Origin of the sequence: Arthrobacter sp. RAF14 (assembly GCF_052114185.1) — a bacterium.
GTDB lineage: Bacteria > Actinomycetota > Actinomycetes > Actinomycetales > Micrococcaceae > Arthrobacter_E.
Genome location: NZ_JBFREG010000001.1, coordinates 632,074 through 649,064 on the forward strand (window position 1 = coordinate 632,074; position 16,991 = coordinate 649,064).

The window sequence follows — 16,991 nt, forward strand, 5'->3', positions numbered from 1 at the left end:
ACACGGGCACCGTTACTGGAAGGAATATGGGAACGTGACGTACGTAATCGCGCAGCCTTGCGTGGACGTGAAGGACAAGGCCTGCATTGAGGAATGCCCGGTCGACTGTATCTACGAAGGCGAGCGTTCCCTCTACATCCACCCGGACGAATGCGTCGACTGCGGCGCCTGCGAGCCGGTCTGCCCGGTGGAGGCCATCTACTACGAGGACGACGTCCCCGATGAGTGGAGCGAGTACTACAAGGCGAACGTCGAGTTCTTCGTCGAGCTCGGTTCCCCCGGCGGGGCCGCCAAGGTCGGCAACACGGGCACCGACCACCCCTTCATCTCCGCCCTCCCGCCGCAGAACCAGGACTGAGTTCCGCGACGATGGCCTTTCCCTCGGAGACCTTCGGTCTGAGCCTTCCTGAATACCCCTGGGAGGCTCTGGCGCCTTACCGGGCCAAGGCCGCGCAGCACCCGGGCGGTGTGGTGGATCTGTCCATCGGCACCCCTGTGGACCCCACCCCGGACTTCATCCAGGAGTCGCTCGCGGCGGCCGCCGACGCTCACGGCTACCCGACCGTGCATGGCACCCCGGCGCTCCGCGAAGCCGTGGTCGGCTGGTTCGAACGGCGCCGGAACGTCCCCGGGCTGGACCCGGACGCGGTCCTGCCCACCGTGGGATCCAAGGAGATGGTCGCCTGGCTGCCGTTCTTCCTCGGCCTGAAGCCGGGCGATGTGGTGGTGCGTCCGAGCGTCGCCTACCCCACCTATGACATCGGCGCCCAGCTGGTGGGCGCCACTCCGGTGGCCGCGGACGATCTGGACGAGCTGGGCGCCGACACGCGGGCGCGGGTCCGCCTGGTCTGGCTGAACTCCCCGGGCAACCCCACCGGCGAGGTCCGGTCGGCGGAAGCTCTCAAGAAGGTGGTCGACCAGGCGCGCGCCCAGGGCGCCGTGGTGGCCTCCGACGAATGCTACGCGGAGCTGGGCTGGGACGAATGGGACGTCCAGCGTGGCGGAGAAGCCGTCCCCAGCGTCCTCGACGCCAGGGTCAGCGGGGGAGACGTGTCCGGTCTCCTCTCGGTCTACTCGCTCAGCAAGCAGTCCAATCTGGCCGGATACCGTGCGTCCTTCGCCGCCGGGGACCCCGTGCTGATCGCCAATCAGGTCAACGCCCGCAAGCACGCCGGGATGATCGTCCCCGCGCCCGTGCAGGCGGCACTCCGTATCGCCCTGGGTGACGACGCCCACGTGCAGGCGCAGAAGGACCTCTACCGGGGCCGCCGGGAGCGTCTGCTGCCTGCCCTGCGGCACTTCGGGCTGGACATCCGGCACTCCGAGGCCGGGCTCTACCTGTGGAGCACTGCGGGCGAGGACACCTGGACGACGGTGGACCGCCTGGCGGAACGCGGCATCGTCTGCGGCCCCGGCGTCTTCTACGGCAGGCGCGGCGAAGGTTTCGTCCGCATCGCTCTCACGGCCACGGATGAGCGCGTGGACGCGGCGGTCGAGCGCCTGCTCGCCTGAGGCTCGCCGTCGGGCTCCTACTCCGCCGCAGGGTGGCGCCGCAAGGCTTCCTGAGAAAAAGCTGTCGATTAGGGTAGCGCTTGCCGGTGGTTGTAGTTTGTTACTGGAAACCTGGCGATTCCTCCGGGAATTCCGCCCTGGCTTTGTCGGTTACGGACAACCCGCCACCGCCGGAGCCACTGGATCACGAGTTCTACCGGGGCGACGCCCCCATGAAGGAGACTCCATGACTGAGCACAAGAGCGCAACGCTCCGCCATGAAAACGGCGAGCTGCAACTTCCCCGGATTCCCGCGGTGGAAGGCAACGACGGGTATGACGTCTCCAAGCTCCTGAAAGCCACGGGCGCCGTCACCTACGACCCCGGGTTCATGAACACGGCGGCCACCTCGTCCGCCATCACCTACATCGACGGCGATGCCGGGATCCTCCGCTACCGCGGATACCCCATCGAGCAGCTGGCTCAGCACTCCAGCTTCCTCGAGGTCTCCTACCTGCTGATCTACGGCGAGCTTCCGACCCCCACGGAGCTGGAGGAGTTCGACCAGAAGATCCGCCGCCACACCCTGCTCCACGAGGACCTCAAGGGCTTCTTCGGTGGCTTCCCGCGCGACGCGCACCCGATGCCGGTGCTGTCCTCCGCGGTCTCGGCACTCTCCACCTTCTACCAGGACTCCCTGGACCCCTTCAACCAGGAGCAGGTGGAGCTCTCCACCATCCGTCTGCTGGCCAAGGTCCCGGTCATCGCGGCCTATGCCCACAAGAAGTCGATCGGGCAGCCGATGCTGTACCCGGACAACTCGATGAACCTGGTGGAGAACTTCCTGCGCCTGTCCTTCGGCCTGCCCGTGGAGCAGTACGAGATGGACCCGACCATCGTCAAGGCCCTGGACCTGCTGCTCATCCTGCACGCTGACCACGAGCAGAACTGCTCCACCTCCACCGTGCGACTGGTCGGTTCGGCCAACGCCAACCTCTTCGCCTCCGTCTCGGCCGGCATCAACGCCCTCTTCGGCCCCGCCCACGGCGGTGCCAACGAGGCCGTGCTGAAGATGCTCCGCCAGATCCAGGCCGACGGCATCAAGCCGGAGGACTACATGGAGAAGGTGAAGAACAAGGAGGACGGCGTCCGCCTCATGGGCTTCGGGCACCGTGTCTACAAGAACTACGATCCGCGCGCCAAGATCATCAAGGCGACCGCGCACGAGGTGCTCGGCAAGCTCGGCGGCAACGACGAGCTCCTGGACATCGCGATGCGCCTGGAGGAGAAGGCTCTGGCCGATGACTACTTCATTCAGCGCAAGCTCTACCCCAACGTGGACTTCTACACTGGCCTGATCTACAAGGCCATGGGCTTCCCGGAGAAGATGTTCACCGTCCTCTTCGCCATCGGCCGCCTCCCGGGCTGGATCGCCCAGTGGCGCGAGATGATCAACGACCCGGCCACCAAGATCGGCCGCCCGCGCCAGCTGTACACCGGCTACCCGGAGCGCAACTACCCGGCGGTCTGACCCCGGACAGTCTGCACGACGACGGCGCCCCCACCTTCCGCGGAAGGTGGGGGCGCCGTCGTCATGGGGTTCCCTGTGGCTCAGTCGGCGTAGCCGTTGGGGTTGTTCTTCTGCCAGCGCCAGTGATCCTCGCACATCTGGTCCAGGGTCTTGGTGGTGGACCAGCCCAGATCGGCGAGGGCCGCGCTGGCATCCGCGTAACTCTCCGCGACATCGCCGGGGCGGCGAGCGGCGAACTCGTACGGGAGCTGGCGTCCCACGGCCCGGGAGAAGGCCGTGAGCACTTCCAGCACACTTGCGCCATTTCCGGTGCCCAGGTTCCAGCGGTGAGTGCCGCCGTGGGCCGTGAGATAGTTCAGCGCCGCCACGTGCCCGTCGGCGAGGTCCACCACATGGATGTAGTCGCGGACCCCGGTGCCGTCCACCGTGGGGTAGTCGCTACCGAAGATCATGAGCTTCTCCCGACGGCCCACGGCCACCTGGGCGATGAACGGCATGAGATTGTTCGGGATGCCGCTGGGATCCTCGCCGATGAGACCCGACTCGTGGGCGCCCACCGGGTTGAAGTACCGGAGCAGGGCAATGGACCACCGTTCGTCCGAGGCGCCGAGGTCGGTGAGGATGTCCTCGATCTGCTCCTTGGTCCGGCCGTACGGATTGTTGGCGCCCATCTCCATCTTCTCGACGAAAGGCGCGGTGTTGTGGTCGCCGTACACCGTGGCGGAGGAGCTGAAGACGATGCTCCGGACATCATGGGCGTCCATGGCGCGCAGCAGGTTGATGGTGCCGGCGACGTTCCGGTAGTAGTACTCCAGCGGGATGCTCGCGGACTCGCCCACGGCCTTCAGACCGGCGAAGTGGATGACGGAGCTGAAGTCATAGCTGCTGAACAGGCGCTCCAGTCCCTCCGGGTCGGTCAGATCCACCTGATGGAAGGGCACGTGCTTGCCGCTGAGCTGGGCGACTCTGCGCAGGGACTCTTCGCTGGAGTTGGAGAGGTTGTCCATCACCACCACGTCATGCCCGGCGTTCTGGAGTGCCAGGACGGTGTGCGAGCCGATGTAGCCGGAGCCTCCGGTAACCAAAATCGTCATGGCATCACCGTATCGCAGCGAGCAGAAGAAGCGCAGGTGTGCTACAAACTAAGGGTGCCGAAAGTCGTGAATGCAGCTGCCCGACGATCCGATGTGGCCGACGCGGTCTTCCGGATCATCGCCACCGATGGCCTCGCCCGGGTGTCCCTCCGCGAGGTCGCCGCGGAGGCGTCCCTCGTGGTCGGGTCCGTCCGGCACTACTTCAAGGACAGCGCCGAGCTTCTGGAATACGCCTTCGCGACGGCTGATGACCGGCTGGAGGGGCGGCTGTCCGCCCGTCTGCCGGCCGTGCATGAGGCGGCGGACTCCGGGGACGAGGAGGCTCTGACGGAGGCGTCGCTCCTGCTGCTGGCGGAATTCCTGCCACTGGACGGGAACAGCGCCGCCGAGTGCAGCGCCAGGACCGAGTTCCGCCTGGCATCCCGGGGCAACGCCGGGCTCCAGGCCGAGGCCGAGCGCGGCTACCGTGCGGCCGCCGCCGTCGTCGGGCAGCTGATCCAGGTCTTCAGGCCGGACGGTGAGCTGGAGGAGCTGGTGGTGGAGGCGGAACGCCTCATGTCCCTGCTGGACGGGCTCTCGCTGCATGCGCTGGTGCACAGCCAGTGGCTCGACGCCGCCATGTGCCGGAACGTCCTGACAGCTCACCTGAAAAGTCTGGCGCCTTCGCCGCATTCGGAGGCCGCGAGCCATTAACAGGATGCGACGGCGGATCTAGACTGAGAGCCGGGGTCACAAGCCGTGGAAGCGGCGTGGCCAGGAGGTCTGCATGAGCGTCGATGAACCCATCGGCCCCGGTCGGTCCGGGGCGGACGAGCCTGCCCCATGGAACATCACCGTGGGCACCTCCTTCCCGCTGCTCGTCGCCCTGTATCTGCGGGACAGTTCGGGCATGCACGACGCCGGGATCCCCACCCTCGCGCCGATCGAACCCCGTGTGCACGGCAGCGAGCACCACCACCTGATTTCCGAGGTGGGCGGCCGCGACGCGCTCCGGATCGAATGGGAGGCGTGGTGGGAGCACCTGATCAGGACCCATCACAGTCACACCCAGGCGCCCGTGATCCCGGAGACGGCGCAGTTCGTCGGTTCACCGGCACTGCACCGCGTGGCCAGCGCACACCGTGGGGCGGCCTACAGCTGGGCGGAGGCCCGCGTCCGGGAACACACTCAGCACGAGGCACGGCATTCAGGAGTCCTGGAGGCCGAGGTGACTGCCGTGGTCCGGGCCCGTGAGAAGAACCTGAAGCGCCGGGCACGGACGTTCAGCCTGAACGTGGTGGTCCTGCCGTTCGCCGAGCCGCGGGCGTGGTTCTCGGAGCCGGATCTCGTCCTGCTGAGCCATCAGCTCACGGGGGACCCGCCCCTCCTGCGGAGCTACCTGGAGCCGATCGTGGAGCTGCTCGTCTGAGGCGAGCGTGAGCGACGAACGCTGTCTGGTGAAGTCAGGCGCCGGGGCCAGAGGCGAGCGTGATGATCACCTGCCGGCCCAGCGAATGTGTGGACCGCCACCCGTCCCTGTTCTCGCGCAGCCAGGTCTGGGTGTTGTAGTCCACCCGGTCGATGCCGTACGCCTTGGCATGGGCCACGGCCCAGTGCGCCACTGCCCAGCCCGTCGGCCCGGACACGTCCACGCGGACCTCCCGGCCGGAGCCTTCCACCCCGAGGTGCGGGAAGGCCTTGCTCAGTTCCTCCCGCACCGCCTTGGGATCACCGGCGCCGGACGCGGGCAGGAGGCTGCAGCTGAATGAGGCGGGGGACTGGCCGGTCAGCGACGAAGCGAACGCCCGCCCTTCACTCTCGTGATCGGCGTACGCCTCTGGGAACGCCGAGCGCTGAACGCTCTGGGCAGCTTCCGTCAGCGGGATCGACTGGTAGTTGGGCACCTTCACCAGCGCCTTGTAGAACGTGGCGGCGGAGTAGTACGGATCCATGATCTGCGCCTCGGTGCCCCAGCCCTGGGAGGGGCGCTGCTGGAACAGCCCCCGGGAGTCCGGACCGGCCGCGTCACCGTACGTGAGGTTCCGCAGGTTCGACTCCTGGATGGCCGTGGCGATCGCGATGGAGGATGCCCGGGGCGGAAGCTCGCGGCTCACACCGACGGCTGAGATCAGGGACGCGTAGACGGATTGCTCGGGGGTGAGTTGGAACTTCTGTCCGGACACGTCGGCGGTGCAGAGCTCGGGACCGTCGGCGCTGATCGAGTGGGTCAGCTGGACCGCGACCCAGATACCTCCTGCCACGAGGCTTGCGAGGAGGACGAGCGTGATCCAGAGCCTGAGGTGGCGACGTCGTGACACGAGGAGCTTCCGGTGGGGGACAGAGAGGGGGTGAGGCTCATCCTCACCCCCTCCATGGTAAATGGCGTTCCTGGCTAGTTCGCGTGCAGCGCCTCGTTCAGCTCCACCGTCTGGCCCTTGCGCGGCAGGACCTCGACCTCGCCGGTGCTGGAGTTGCGGCGGAAGAGCAGGTTCGGGACGCCGGAGAGTTCCACGGCCTTGACGATCTGCTGCTGCTCCTCGCCGTCGGCGTCCTTGGGACCGTGCAGGCGGACACGGGTCCCGGCTGTCACGTAGAGACCGGCTTCGACGACCGAGTCGTCGCCGATGCTGATGCCCACGCCGGAGTTGGCGCCCAGGAGGACGCGCTCGCCGAGGGCGACGCGCTCCTTGCCGCCGCCGGAGAGGGTGCCCATGATGGAGGCTCCGCCGCCGACGTCGGTCCCGTTGCCCGCCACGACCCCGGCCGAGATGCGGCCTTCCACCATGGAGGTGCCGAGGGTGCCGGCGTTGAAGTTCACGAAGCCCTCGTGCATGACGGTGGTGCCGTCGGCCAGGTGCGCGCCCAGACGGACACGGTCCGCGTCGGCGATCCGCACGCCGGTGGGCACCACGTAGTCCACCATGCGCGGGAACTTGTCCACGCCGTAGACGGTGACGTTCCCGCGCTTGCGCAGCTTGGCGCGCACGCTTTCGAAGCCCTCGGGCAGCGCCGGGCCGAAGTTGGTCCAGACCACGTTGGCGAGCTTGCCGAAGAGGCCGTCCAGGTTGATGGTGTTCGGGGCCACGAGGCGGTGGGAGAGCAGGTGCAGCCGCAGGTAGGCGTCGGCGGTGTCCGCGGGTGCCTCGTCCAGGTCGATCTGCGCGAAGACCACCTGCTGCTGGGTGCCGCGGTCGGCGTCGTCCCCGGCGGCAGCCGCCTCGATCAGGTCCTGCGGGGCGTTCTCCACGGAGCGCAGAGACTCGGCGGCCTCGCCCAGGGCGGGCGCGGGGAACCAGACGTCCAGGACGGTGGCGTCCTCGCCGCGGACGGCGATGGTGGCGATGCCGAAACCGTGGGCGGTCCGGCTCTGGGCGGAAGCGTTCTCAGGGGCTGCGGAAGTCATGTGAGCAGTTTATCGGCGCGTCGTGCGGCCTCAAAAGCAGGGGCTTCCCGTGACGGTAGAGTGAAAAAATGACCGCTCTGGACCTTCAGCAGGACGTTTCGCTCCTCACCGCCGCCTTGATCGACATCAACAGCGTCTCCGACCAGGAGACGGCCATCGCCGACGCGGTGGAACAAGCCCTGCGGGCCCTGGACTACTTCGAGGTGACGCGCGACGGCGACTCGATCGTCGCGCGCACGACGGCGGGCCACCCCGAACGCGTGATTCTCGCCGGGCACCTGGACACCGTGCCCCTGCCGGGCACGGAGGGCGCCCGCGGCACGGTGCCCAGCAGCTGGGACGGCACCCCGGGCGAGGGAGTGCTCCACGGACGCGGCGCCGTCGACATGAAGGGTGGCGTGGCGGTGCAGTTGGCCCTCGCCGCCGCCATCGGACGCGGCGAGCTGGTCCCGCAGCGCGATGTCACGTTCGTCTTCTACGACCACGAAGAGGTCGAAGCCTCCAAGAGCGGGCTGGGCCGGCTGGTGAAGCACCACCCGGACCTCCTGGCGGGAGATTTCGCAATCCTCCTGGAGCCCACCAACGGCGTGGTGGAGGGCGGCTGCAACGGCACCAGCCGCTTCGAGGTGACCACCCGCGGCGTGGCAGCACACTCCGCGCGGGCCTGGATGGGGGAGAACGCCATCCACGCGGTGGCCCCGGTGCTGACCCGACTGGCGGCATACCAGCCCCGCACCGTCGAGGTGGACGGGCTGGATTACCGGGAGAGCCTGAACGCGGTGCTCATCCATGGCGGCACCGCGGGCAACGTCATCCCGGACCGCTGTGTCGTGGAGATCAACTACCGCTTCGCCCCGGACAAGACCGCGGACGACGCCGAGCTGCACGTCAAGCAGCTGATGGAGGGCTTCGACGTGGTCCGGACCGACGCCGCTCCGGGCGCGCGGCCCGGGCTGAACCACCCGGCCGCCGCGAGCTTCGTGGCCGCCGTGGGTGGTGAGCCGAAGCCCAAGTACGGCTGGACCGACGTCGCGCGCTTCTCCGAGCTGGGCATCCCCGCCGTGAACTTCGGCCCGGGTGATGCGCTCCTGGCGCACAAGGACGACGAGCGGGTGGACGCTCAGGCCGTGCGGACGTGCCTGGAGGCGCTCACCGCCTGGCTCTCCGACTGAGTCCTGCGGAACGCGACGGAGGCCGTGACCCTGAGGGTCACGGCCTCCGTCGCGTTCGGATGCCGGGTGCCGGGTGGCGACGTCAGGCGCCCGCCGCTCCGCCCTCCAGGGTCGACCCGGGAGCCGGGTTGGCGTCCAGCACCTTGCCCTTGCGCCCCTTGCGGAGCCGGATCTCCACCAGCTTGGCGATGCCAGACAGGATGAGGCAGAGGCCGATGTAGATCACTGCTGCCACCATGGCGGCCGGGATGATCGGCGAGCCGTAGAGCGCCTGCGAGCCGAAGTACTTGGCCTGGAACAGGATCTCGTTGTAGGTGACGATGAAGCCGAGAGCCGTGTCCTTCAGGATGACCACCAGCTGAGCCAGGATCAGGGGGAGCATGGCTCGGAAGGCCTGCGGGAAGAGGATCAGGTTCATGACCTGGCTCTTCCGCAGACCGATCGCCATGCCGGCTTCCTTCTGGCCCTTCGGCAGCGACTCGACGCCGGCGCGGAAGGCTTCCGCCAGGACCGAGCCGTTGTACAGGGTCAGTCCGCCGACCACGGCAGCAAAGGGCGTGACACCATGGACGCCGACCGTCGGCAGGCCGTAGTAGATGATCATCATGAGGATCAGCAGCGGCACGGCCCGGAACAGCTCGACGAACCAGAAGCAGGGCACCGAGACCCAGCGGTGATCCGACAGTTTGCCGACCATGAGCAGCATGCCGAGCACGACGCTCAGCACTGCCGCCAGAGCGAAGGCCGAGAGCGTGGCGCCGACGGCCTGGAGGATCGTCTGCTGCACCAACGGGAAGGTGAAGATCTTCCACTTCGCCGCCGTGAACTGACCGGTGTCGATCAGGCGGACGATGACGAAGGCGATGGCGCCCAGGACCACCAGGAGCGTGATGACTCCGCCTACCAGGTAGCGGGCTCTGGCCTTTGGACCGGGTGCGTCGAAGAGTACCGAGGTCATCGTGCCACCTTCCACTTCTTCTCAAAGTGCCGCTGGAGCAGGGAGAGCAGGGCGACCAGGATGATGAAGCCCAGGGCCACCCACAGGAGGCCGGCCATGGCGGGCTCGCCGCGCTCGGAGAGATTGGCGCGGATGGCGCCGGCCTCCATGACGGAGAAGCCGGCGGCGACCGTGGTGTTCTTCAGCAGGGCGATCAGGACGCTGAACAGCGGGGGGATCACCGCACGGACCGCCTGGGGGAGGACCACCAGGCTCAGGGTCTGCCCGAAGTCCAGGCCGATGGCGCGGGCGGCCTCCGCCTGGCCGATCGGCACGGTGTTGATACCCGACCGGATCGTCTCGGCGATGTAGGTCGCCGTGTAGAGGCTCAGACCGATGATCGCGGCCACCATGAAGCTGATTTGCGGAAGCCCCAGTTTCGGGTAGCCAAGGGCGAAGAAGAACAGGATCAGGGTCAGCGGGGTGTTGCGGACCAGGTTCACGTAGACCGTTCCGACGGCCCGGGCAGCCGGAACGGGGGAGACGCGCATGGCCCCGACCACCGTGCCGATGATGAGCGCGAAGATCGCCGAGAAGAAGAACAGGATGATCGTGTTCTTGAAGCCCTCGGTGAAGAGGTCGAGATTGTCGAGCAGCGTGTTCACGTGTCAGATCGCTTTCGCTCGCAGGGACAGGGGAGGCTCGTGGGGCGGTCTCCCGCCCCACGAGGGGTGTCACTGATAGTCGTCCACCGACGGCTGCTGCACCTTGGTGCCCGTGCTGCCCAGGGTCGAGTCGTAGATCTTCGTCCAGGTGTCCTTGCCATCGGTGAACATCTTGTTCACGAAGTGGCGGAGGGCGGCGTCACCCTTGGCCATGCCGACGCCGTACTTCTCGGTGGTGAAGGGTTCGCCCACCACCTTGAGCGCCTTGTCAGGATCCTGGGACGCGTAACCCAGCAGGATGGCCTGATCCGTGGTGACCGCGTCCACGGAGCCGTCCTTGAGAGCGGCGACGCACTGCGAGTAGTTCTCGAACTCGACCGGCTTGGCGGACTTGAAGTTCTCCTTGATGTTCTGGATCGGGGTGGATCCCGTGGCAGAGCAGACCTTCTTGCCGTCCAGATCCTTCTCGCTCTTGATCGTGGTGTTGTCCGACTTCACCAGCAGACCCTGGCCGGTGACGAAGTACGGGCCGGCGAAATCGATCTGCTTCTTGCGCTTGTCCGTGATGGAGTAGGTTCCGACGTAGTAGTCGATGTCGCCGTTCTGGATGGCGGACTCACGGTTGGCGGACGGGATCGGCTTGAACTCGATCTTGCTCTTGTCGTAGCCCAGCGAGGCGGCGATCCACTTGGCGATCTCCACATCGAAGCCGCTGAACTCACCCGTGGCTGCATCCTTGAAGCCGAGGCCGGGCTGGTCCTGCTTGACGCCGATGCGGATCTTGTCATTGGACTTGATCTTGTCGAAGGTGGGGCTGCCCGTCAGGGAGACGTCCTTGGCGACGGTGTACGGTGCGTCACCGCCACCTCCCGCGCCCCCGCTCGGGGAATCGCCGCTCGAGCCGCCACAGGCGGAGAGCGTCAGGGCGAGCGCCGCGGCCGCGGCGCCCAGTGCCGCGGTGCGGCCGGTGAAAAGCTTCCTCATGGTTGTCGTTCCCTTTCCGTTTCCGGTCGGCAGACCGGGGAGATGGAGATGAGCCGGGTGCGTGGCTCGGTAACTGAGCAGTGAGATCTGATTCGTGTCTGAACAGTCCTGCGCGGACGGATTCAGTGGGTGAGCAGCTTGGACAGGAAGTCCTTGGCCCGGGAGCTCTGCGGATTCGTGAAGAACGCCTCGGGCTCGGAATCCTCGACGATCTGACCATCGGCCATGAACACCACCCGGTCAGCGGCCTTCCGGGCGAAGCCCATCTCGTGCGTCACCACGATCATGGTCATCCCCTCCTTGGCCAGCTGGACCATGACGTCCAGGACCTCGTTGATCATCTCGGGGTCCAGGGCGCTGGTGGGTTCGTCGAACAGCATGACCTTGGGCTTCATGGCCAGAGCACGGGCGATGGCCACACGCTGCTGCTGCCCACCCGAAAGCTGGGCGGGGAGCTTCGGGGCCTGCTTGCCCACTCCCACCCGTTCCAGAAGTGCGCTCGCATCGCGCTCGGCGGTGGCCTTGTCCTGCTTCTTGACCTTGATGGGGCCCAGGGTCACGTTGTCCAGGATGGACTTGTGCGCGAAGAGGTTGAAGGACTGGAACACCATTCCGACATCAGCCCGCAGATGTGCGAGCTGCTTGCCCTCCGCCGGGAGCTCCTTGCCGTCGATGGTGATGACACCGTCGTCGATGGTCTCCAGGCGGTTGATGGTCCGGCACAGCGTGGATTTCCCGGACCCGGACGGCCCGATGATCACCACCACCTCACCGCGCTTCACCTGCAGGTTGATGTCCTGCAGAACGTGCAATGCGCCGTAGTGCTTGTTAACGCCCTTGAGGGAGACGAGGGCCTCCCCTTCCTCATGTGCGGTCATGCCATGACCTTAGTCACATCTTTTGGGTGATGTGAACCATCCCGCACAATCTCTGCCGGATTGTGATCCACGCTGAGCTGGGCGAACCCCGTTAGCCTAGGACCATGAGCACGCACTTCACTTCCCCCCGGCACAACGAACCCCGGCGTCGCGGCCCCGTGGAATTGCGGCGCGGGCAGGCCGGCATCGAGATGGCTGATCAGCGTCTGCTGGACAGCGGCACGCCGGGGGCTTTCGTCCACTCCGACCCCTGGCGCGTCATGCGGATCCAGAGTGAATTCGTCGAGGGCTTCGGTGCTCTGGCGGAGCTGGGCCCGGCCATCAGCGTCTTCGGCTCGGCCCGCACCAAGCCCGGCTCCCGGTATTACGAACTCGGTGTGCAGATCGGCCGCAGGCTCGCGGAGAGCGGCGTCGCCGTCATCACCGGGGGTGGACCCGGTTCGATGGAAGCGGCCAACAAGGGGGCCGTGGAAGGCGGCGGCGTGTCGGTGGGCCTGGGCATCGAGCTGCCGTTCGAGCAGGGCATGAACGAATGGGTGGACCTCGGTGTCAACTTCCGGTACTTCTTCGCCCGGAAGACGATGTTCGTGAAGTACGCCCAGGGCTTCGTGGTGCTCCCCGGTGGCCTGGGGACCCTGGATGAGCTGTTCGAAGCCATGGTCCTCGTCCAGACCCACAAGGTGACGTCCTTCCCGATCGTGCTGGTGGGCGTGGACTTCTGGACGCCGATGATCGGGTGGATCAAGGACACGCTGGTGGCCGAAGCCATGGTCTCGCCGCAGGATCTGAATCTGATCCAGCTGGTGGATGATCCCGACGAGGCGGTCCAGCGAGTGCTGCACGGGGTGCGGCTGGGTGATTCCGACGAGCGTCCCGAGTAACGTCCCGGGCCCCGGCTCCCGTTCCGGTCCGTTGCCGGCCGGGGCGGGGCTTTCCGGCACCATGCTTTCTGGCACCATGGAGGGATGAGTTTCCTCCTGGTTTTTCTCGCGATCGTGGTGCTCGGCGCGGCCTTCGTCCTGGCGACGCCGCTGCTGCGCCGGATCAGGCCGGGAGGCCGTTCCCTCAACGCTCCCGATCTGGAGGAGGGCTTCGAGGAACCGGTCGCGAACCTTCCGGCGGTCCTGCTGCCGGAGCGCCCGGGCCCCGCCGATGTGGACCGTCTGCGGTTCTCCCTGGGACTGCGGGGCTACCGCATGGACCAGGTGGATGAGGTCCTGGACCGGCTGCGGGATCAGTTGGCCGTCCAGCAGAGCGAACTGAACCAGCTGCGCACCCAGCTTGCCGCGCTGACGGCGGGCTCCGCCGTCGTCGTGCCGGCTGCCGGTGACCGTCCGCATGAGTGAGCCGGTCGCCGCGGAGGTCCGGCGGGGCGGGACCGAGCAGTCGTCCCGTGCGCTGGACGTGCTGATCTCGCCACGTCGCTGGCCCTGGTGGGCGCAGCTCAGCGCCGTCTACGTGGCCGCGCGGCTCTTCAGCTTCTTCGTCTTCTCCGGTGCCGCCTTCAAACAGGGCATGAACCCCTGGATGCAGGCGAGTCCCGGGTACTGGGATTTCATCACCATCTGGGACGGCCGCTGGTATCAGACGGCCGCGGAGCAGGGCTACCCCTCGCAGCTCCCCGTCGATGCCCTGGGCAACGTCCAGGAGAACGCCTGGGCGTTCTATCCGCTCTTCCCGCTCCTGGGCAAGGCGCTCTCCGGCCTGTTCGGGGTGCCCGTGCTGGCGTCGTTGACCGTGATCGCCATGGTGGCCGGCCTGGGCGCCGTCCTGGTGATCTTCCGCCTCTTCCTGTGCTTCGCCTCGCATCGGACGGCCTTCTGGGGAGCGGTGTTCGTCGCCGTGTTCCCGGTGGCAGGCATCCTCCAGGTGCCGTACGCGGAGTCGTTGAACCTTCTGCTGCTGGCCGCGTCGCTCCTGGCCGTGGTGCGGAAGCGGTATCTCTCGGCGATCCCCTTCGTGATCCTCGCGGCCCTCTCACGCCCCACGGGGGTGCCTTTCGGCGCAGTGGTGGGGCTCCTGCTGGTCCACCGGCTGTGGGTGCTTTTCCGCGCGCGACGCCGGCCCACCCCGGACGAGCTCGGCTCACTCCTGCGGCATGGCGCGCTCACCGTGGTCGCCTGCGCCGCCGCGCTCACCTGGCCGGCCCTCGCCTGGGCGAAGACCGGCGACCCCCAGGCCTACACCCGGACCGAGACCGTCTGGCGGGGGACCGACCTGGTGCCCTTCAAGCCGTGGTGGGACATGGCCGTCGGCGTCCTGGGTCCCGCGCTCGGGCCGCTCGCGCTGGGGGTCTTCCTGGCGGTGACCGCCTGGGCTCTCCTGAAGGCGCCGGCGGTGCGTGAGCTCGGCGTCGAACTCCGCCTGTGGTGTGCCTGCTACCTCGGGTACCTGCTGGCCTTCCTGCATCCGCAGACCAGCACCTTCCGGATGCTTCTGCCGCTCTTCCCCCTGGCCCTCGCGACGGCCTTCGTCTCGCGTTCCCGGGCCTACCGCTGGACGGTCGTCCTGATGTTCTCCCTGCTCCAGATCGTGTGGATCGTCTGGCTCTGGGCCTGGGCCCAGCTGCCCGGCGGGGGCGACTACCCGCCGTGACCAGGAGCCCTGCTCGTGTCCGGGTTGGTCCATCGATTAGCCTGTGACCCGCGACTCAGGGGATAATGGGCTGGACGCACTCGACAAACGCAAGGAGAATCTCCTATGGCCGCCATGAAGCCCCGGACCGGGGACGGACCCATGGAAGTGACCAAAGAAGGACGCAGTCTCATCATGCGGGTTCCGCTGGAAGGCGGGGGCCGGCTGGTGGTCGAGCTCAACGCCGACGAGGCCGCTGAGCTGAAGCACTGCCTGGAGGGCGTGACGCAGGGCTGACGAGACGCGGAGCGCGGCTGCTGGAAAGCGGCCGCGCTGCGGCATTTAAGAAGGGGCGCCGAGCACCGGGGAAAGGCTCAGCGCTTGACGGCGGCGAGGAGTCCGTCTCCAGTGGTGAAGACGGTCGTCAGGAGGCCTTCGTCCTCGCGGAGGCTCTTGATGAGCTGCCGCAGGGCCACGGTGACCTGATCTCGGTTGGCGGGATTGCCCACCCGGTCACGGTCCAGGGCGTCGTTGAGCAGGAGGATTCCGCCGGGCTTGAGCAGCCGCAGGGCCTGGGTGACGTAGAAGGGCGCCTGGGCCTTGTCCGCGTCGATGAACACCAGGTCGTAGGCGGAGTCGGTGAGGCGCGGCAGGACGTCCTGGGCGCGGCCGGAGATGGTGCGGGTGCGGTTGGCCGGCACTCCGGCCTCGGCGAAAGCCACCCGGGCGGCCCGCAGGTGCTCGACGTCGTGGTCGATCGAGGTCAGCACCGCCTGCGGCGACAGGCCGCGGAGCAGGTAGACGCCCGAGATGCCGGCGCCGGTGCCGATCTCCACGGCGGTCCGCGCCTTCGCGGTGGCCGCCAGGACCGACAGGGCCATGCCGGTGCCCGCGGACACCGCGGGGACACCCAGGTCGAAGGCCCGCTCTCGTGCCCGGAGCAGCACCTGGTCTTCCTCCGGCAGGCCTTCGGTGAAGGACCAGCTGGTGGATTTATCGGTGCTCATGAATTTCGCCCTCTGCGGAAAAGATGAATAGGAAGAGGCTCCCCAGAAATTTCACAGGGAACCTTGACATGATAACGGTCAAAGTGCTGGCGATTGAAGCCGGGGCTCGGTATGGCGCATACCCGCCATCGGGGGATGGATCGGAAGGGAGCAGGACATGCTGAACATGGCTGACAACCCTGCCACCGCGGTGGCAGGCGAGGACTCCGGCCGGACGCAGTCGCCGCTGGAGGAATGGAAGCGCCCCAGCTGGGAGGAAGTGGTCACCAACCACTCCGCCAAGGTGTTCCGCCTGGCCTACCGCCTCACGGGGAACCGTCACGACGCCGAGGATCTCACGCAGGAGGTCTTCGTCCGCGCGTTCAAGTCCCTGGACAAGTTCAAGCCCGGCACCCTGGACGGCTGGCTCCACCGCATCACCACCAACCTGTTCCTGGACCAGGTGCGTCGCAAGGCACGCATCCGCTTCGACGGGCTTCCGGAGGATGCTGACCAGCGGATCCCGGGCAACGAGACCAGCCCCGAACGAAGCTTCGAATTCAACAACCTGGACTCCGACATCCAGGCGGCTCTGGACAAGCTGCCCATCGAGTTCCGCACGGCCGTGATCCTGTGCGACATCGAGGGCTTCTCCTATGACGAGGTCGCCACGGCGCTGGGCATCAAGCTCGGCACCGTCCGCTCCCGGATCCACCGGGGCCGCGCGCTTCTGAGGACCGCCCTGGCGGACCGCGATCCGCGCCGGGGCACTCCGGTCCGTCCCCAGCTCAAGCTCCCTCGCGTGGCGGGAATCCACTGACCGGAACCGTTCCGGGCCATCGATGAGTCACTGAAGATCGGCCCCGCGTCCGGGATCGTCCGGGAGGCGGGGGAGAGGGTAGTCTTTCCAACGTGATATTCGGTATTAATGGGCCAGAATTCCTGATCCTGCTGATCATCGGGATTCTGGTGATCGGCCCCCAGCGTCTGCCCGAATACACCCAGGGCCTGATGAATCTGGTCCGTGGCGTCCGGAAGATGGCTTCCGGCGCCCGGGATCAGATCAAGGACGAGGTCGGCATCGACATCGACGAGGTCGACTGGCGGAAATACGACCCGCGTCAGTACGATCCGCGGCGCATCATCCGTGAAGCCCTGCTGGAGCCGGACGCCCCGGCGGCCACGTCTGCCGCGGTGGGGGCTGCGGCCGTCGCCACGGCGATGCCGGAGCGGGAGATCCCGCGTCTGGCCGAGGGTGAGAGCGCTCCTTTCGACACCGAGGCGACCTGAGTACTTA

General features: G+C 67.3%; 20 protein-coding genes. 12 read left to right on the forward strand and 8 right to left on the reverse strand.

Going from position 1 to position 16,991, the window contains the following annotated elements:
• Window positions 1-34: 34 nt before the first annotated feature.
• From fdxA to AB4Y75_RS03015, 3 genes are all read left to right on the forward strand, one after another.
• The gene (fdxA, locus tag AB4Y75_RS03005) at window positions 35-358 is read left to right on the forward strand and encodes a ferredoxin (protein ID WP_441434401.1); all 324 of its coding nucleotides are present in this window, start codon (window positions 35-37) and stop codon (window positions 356-358) included.
• 11 nt (window positions 359-369) lie between these two features.
• The gene (gene dapC / locus AB4Y75_RS03010; protein WP_441434402.1) at window positions 370-1,512 is read left to right on the forward strand and encodes a succinyldiaminopimelate transaminase; all 1,143 of its coding nucleotides are present in this window, start codon (window positions 370-372) and stop codon (window positions 1,510-1,512) included.
• A 226-nt stretch (window positions 1,513-1,738) separates the two neighbouring features.
• Entirely contained in the window at window positions 1,739-3,022 is a 1,284-nt protein-coding gene (locus AB4Y75_RS03015) for a citrate synthase (RefSeq protein WP_441434403.1), read from the forward strand.
• Between the two features lie 80 nt (window positions 3,023-3,102).
• Here AB4Y75_RS03015 and galE read toward each other — a convergent pair whose 3' ends face one another.
• Window positions 3,103-4,116, reverse strand: a complete 1,014-nt coding sequence (gene galE / locus AB4Y75_RS03020; RefSeq protein ID WP_441434404.1) for a UDP-glucose 4-epimerase GalE — start codon at window positions 4,114-4,116, stop codon at window positions 3,103-3,105.
• Window positions 4,117-4,182: 66 nt separating this feature from the next.
• Between galE and AB4Y75_RS03025 the strand changes: the two genes are divergently transcribed.
• Both AB4Y75_RS03025 and AB4Y75_RS03030 read left to right on the forward strand, forming a co-directional pair.
• Window positions 4,183-4,809: a TetR/AcrR family transcriptional regulator gene (locus AB4Y75_RS03025; RefSeq protein ID WP_441434405.1), complete on the forward strand. Its 627-nt coding sequence runs from the start codon at window positions 4,183-4,185 to the stop codon at window positions 4,807-4,809.
• 73 nt (window positions 4,810-4,882) lie between these two features.
• A complete protein-coding gene (locus AB4Y75_RS03030; RefSeq protein WP_441434406.1) occupies window positions 4,883-5,524 on the forward strand; it encodes a hypothetical protein in 642 nt (213 codons plus the stop codon).
• 34 nt (window positions 5,525-5,558) lie between these two features.
• Here AB4Y75_RS03030 and AB4Y75_RS03035 read toward each other — a convergent pair whose 3' ends face one another.
• Together AB4Y75_RS03035 and dapD are read right to left on the reverse strand one after the other, a co-directional pair.
• Window positions 5,559-6,413 carry a hypothetical protein gene (locus AB4Y75_RS03035; protein WP_441434407.1) on the reverse strand — a complete coding sequence of 285 codons (855 nt, stop codon included), beginning with the start codon at window positions 6,411-6,413 and terminating at the stop codon, window positions 5,559-5,561.
• A gap of 74 nt (window positions 6,414-6,487) precedes the next feature.
• Window positions 6,488-7,498 (reverse strand): 2,3,4,5-tetrahydropyridine-2,6-dicarboxylate N-succinyltransferase, encoded by a 1,011-nt coding sequence (dapD, locus tag AB4Y75_RS03040; protein ID WP_441434408.1) that lies wholly within the window; start codon window positions 7,496-7,498, stop codon window positions 6,488-6,490.
• A 68-nt stretch (window positions 7,499-7,566) separates the two neighbouring features.
• Here dapD and dapE point away from each other — a divergent pair, with 68 nt between their 5' ends.
• On the forward strand, window positions 7,567-8,670 hold the full coding sequence (gene dapE, locus AB4Y75_RS03045; RefSeq protein ID WP_441434409.1) for a succinyl-diaminopimelate desuccinylase: 1,104 nt from the start codon (window positions 7,567-7,569) through the stop codon (window positions 8,668-8,670).
• A gap of 82 nt (window positions 8,671-8,752) precedes the next feature.
• Here dapE and AB4Y75_RS03050 read toward each other — a convergent pair whose 3' ends face one another.
• The 4 genes from AB4Y75_RS03050 to AB4Y75_RS03065 form a co-directional block, all read right to left on the reverse strand.
• Window positions 8,753-9,628: an amino acid ABC transporter permease gene (locus AB4Y75_RS03050; protein WP_441434410.1), complete on the reverse strand. Its 876-nt coding sequence runs from the start codon at window positions 9,626-9,628 to the stop codon at window positions 8,753-8,755.
• A complete protein-coding gene (locus AB4Y75_RS03055; RefSeq protein WP_370958063.1) occupies window positions 9,625-10,272 on the reverse strand; it encodes an amino acid ABC transporter permease in 648 nt (215 codons plus the stop codon). The genes AB4Y75_RS03050 and AB4Y75_RS03055 overlap by 4 nt, the downstream gene beginning before the upstream one ends.
• A 69-nt stretch (window positions 10,273-10,341) precedes the next feature.
• Complete coding sequence (locus AB4Y75_RS03060) at window positions 10,342-11,256, reverse strand: glutamate ABC transporter substrate-binding protein (RefSeq protein WP_441434411.1); 915 nt, start codon at window positions 11,254-11,256, stop codon at window positions 10,342-10,344.
• Window positions 11,257-11,378: 122 nt separating this feature from the next.
• Window positions 11,379-12,134 (reverse strand): amino acid ABC transporter ATP-binding protein, encoded by a 756-nt coding sequence (locus tag AB4Y75_RS03065; RefSeq protein WP_441434412.1) that lies wholly within the window; start codon window positions 12,132-12,134, stop codon window positions 11,379-11,381.
• A gap of 104 nt (window positions 12,135-12,238) precedes the next feature.
• On the opposite strand from AB4Y75_RS03065, the gene AB4Y75_RS03070 reads away from it, so the two are divergent.
• The 4 genes from AB4Y75_RS03070 to AB4Y75_RS03085 all read left to right on the forward strand — a co-directional run bounded on the left by AB4Y75_RS03070 (window position 12,239) and on the right by AB4Y75_RS03085 (window position 15,005).
• On the forward strand, window positions 12,239-13,015 hold the full coding sequence (locus AB4Y75_RS03070; protein ID WP_441434413.1) for a TIGR00730 family Rossman fold protein: 777 nt from the start codon (window positions 12,239-12,241) through the stop codon (window positions 13,013-13,015).
• An 84-nt stretch (window positions 13,016-13,099) separates the two neighbouring features.
• Window positions 13,100-13,480: a DivIVA domain-containing protein gene (locus tag AB4Y75_RS03075; RefSeq protein WP_441434414.1), complete on the forward strand. Its 381-nt coding sequence runs from the start codon at window positions 13,100-13,102 to the stop codon at window positions 13,478-13,480.
• The gene (locus tag AB4Y75_RS03080) at window positions 13,473-14,729 is read left to right on the forward strand and encodes a hypothetical protein (RefSeq protein WP_441434415.1); all 1,257 of its coding nucleotides are present in this window, start codon (window positions 13,473-13,475) and stop codon (window positions 14,727-14,729) included. Before AB4Y75_RS03075 ends, AB4Y75_RS03080 begins: the two co-directional genes overlap by 8 nt.
• A gap of 105 nt (window positions 14,730-14,834) precedes the next feature.
• Window positions 14,835-15,005 (forward strand): DUF3117 domain-containing protein, encoded by a 171-nt coding sequence (locus AB4Y75_RS03085; RefSeq protein ID WP_441434416.1) that lies wholly within the window; start codon window positions 14,835-14,837, stop codon window positions 15,003-15,005.
• 77 nt (window positions 15,006-15,082) lie between these two features.
• On the opposite strand, the gene AB4Y75_RS03090 is transcribed toward AB4Y75_RS03085, so the two are convergent.
• Window positions 15,083-15,715 carry an O-methyltransferase gene (locus tag AB4Y75_RS03090; RefSeq protein WP_441434417.1) on the reverse strand — a complete coding sequence of 211 codons (633 nt, stop codon included), beginning with the start codon at window positions 15,713-15,715 and terminating at the stop codon, window positions 15,083-15,085.
• 166 nt (window positions 15,716-15,881) lie between these two features.
• On the opposite strand from AB4Y75_RS03090, the gene sigE reads away from it, so the two are divergent.
• Window positions 15,882-16,514 carry an RNA polymerase sigma factor SigE gene (gene sigE, locus AB4Y75_RS03095; RefSeq protein ID WP_441435251.1) on the forward strand — a complete coding sequence of 211 codons (633 nt, stop codon included), beginning with the start codon at window positions 15,882-15,884 and terminating at the stop codon, window positions 16,512-16,514.
• A 95-nt stretch (window positions 16,515-16,609) separates the two neighbouring features.
• Window positions 16,610-16,984 (forward strand): twin-arginine translocase TatA/TatE family subunit, encoded by a 375-nt coding sequence (locus tag AB4Y75_RS03100; RefSeq protein WP_441435252.1) that lies wholly within the window; start codon window positions 16,610-16,612, stop codon window positions 16,982-16,984.
• The last annotated feature ends 7 nt before the right edge of the window (window positions 16,985-16,991 follow it).